We start from the raw sequence: 1565 nt of genomic DNA, 5'->3' as shown, positions 1-1565 counted from the left end.
GAAGGATACCATCGCAATACCGAGTGGCAAACAAAGCCCGGTTAACCGTGGTTTCTGAATCCTCGATAAAAACAACATGAGGAAAATAGCATCATGAACAATTCATATGAGCAGCCCCTGAAAGTCGATCGCACGGGTGATGTCGGATTTCTGCAACGCCTGCGCGGTCTATCCGCCTACGAAATCGGTGTTATCCCACTGCCGATATTTCTCGGCATCGCCCTGATCGTTTTTCTCTCGGCGCACTTGGGGTTTCTGCCCAAAAACATGATCGGTGGACTTGCCGTCATCATGACGATGGGCGTGTTTTTCGGTCAATTGGGTTCGCGTCTGCCGATACTGAAGGAAATCGGTGGAGGCGCCATTCTGTGCTTGATGTTGCCGTCGGTGCTGGTGTTCTACGGCTTCTTCGGGCCCGCCACGATTGACGCGACCAAAATGCTGATGAAGGAAGCCAACTTCCTGTATTTCGTCATTGCCAGCCTGGTCGTTGGCAGCATTCTGGGGATGAGTCGCTTTATTCTCGTACAGGGCATGATCCGCATGTTCATCCCATTGCTCGTGGGTACCCTGGCCGCCGTGGGCAGTGGGCTTCTTGTAGGCAAACTCGTCGGCTACAGCTTCTACCACACCTTCTTTTTCATCATTGTTCCGATCATTGGCGGGGGTATTGGTGAAGGGATCTTGCCACTGTCGCTGGCCTACTCGGCGATCCTCGGTGGCACGCCGGACATCTACGTTGCTCAATTGGCGCCCGCCGCTGTGGTCGGCAACATTGCAGCGATTATCTGCGCTGGTTATCTGGCTCGTCTGGCGCTCAAACGCCCGCACCTCAATGGTGAGGGGTCACTGATTCGTGCCAAAGACGAGAATGACAAATTCCAGGTCAAAGAAGAGAGCAGCTCGGTTTTCGATTTCAGATTGATGGGCGCAGGCGTTTTGATCATCTGCGCTTTCTTCGTCCTGGGCGGTCTGCTTGAGAAAGTCGTAGGAATTCCCGGCCCCGTCATGATGATTCTCGCAGCCGTACTCTTTAAATACGCCCGTGTTCTGCCCGAAAATCTGGAAAAAGGTGCAAACAGTTTCTACAAACTGGTTTCCGCCGCTTTCATCTGGCCTGTCATGATCGGTCTGGGCATGCTGTATGTCCCACTCGACAGCGTCGTAAAAGTCTTTTCTATCGGTTACGTTCTGGTCTGCGTATCGGTCGTGGTCTCGATGACTGTCGCAGGTTTTTTCATCGGCAATCTGATGAAAATGTACCCCATCGAATCGGCCATCGTGACCTGCTGCCACAGCGGCCTTGGGGGCACGGGTGATGTAGCGATACTGTCAGCGTCCAATCGTATGTCGCTAATGCCATTCGCACAGATCTCTACGCGCATCGGCGGTGCTTCGACGGKGATCCTGGCGACGATTCTGTTGCGTATTTTTGCTTGATACCGCGCGCATAAAACAAATACATAAACCCTCGAGTAACGAAAATGGCGTTCACCTTCCGGTGTACGCCATTTTCTTTTTTACCTTGAAAATTCTCTTCAAATTCATCAGCGCTGCCTGAGCTG

1 protein-coding gene is annotated in these 1565 nt (G+C 52.4%); it reads left to right on the top strand.

The window, feature by feature from the left end:
* Window positions 1-93: 93 nt before the first annotated feature.
* The gene (locus AC1DRJ_RS27115; protein ID WP_477804857.1) at window positions 94-1440 is read left to right on the top strand and encodes a 2-hydroxycarboxylate transporter family protein; all 1347 of its coding nucleotides are present in this window, start codon (window positions 94-96) and stop codon (window positions 1438-1440) included.
* The last annotated feature ends 125 nt before the right edge of the window (window positions 1441-1565 follow it).

It is taken from the genome of Pseudomonas sp. P5_B2 (assembly GCF_056400445.1).
The sequence above is the reverse complement of the archived record's forward strand: the minus strand, read 5'-3'. Positions and strand labels throughout refer to the sequence as shown.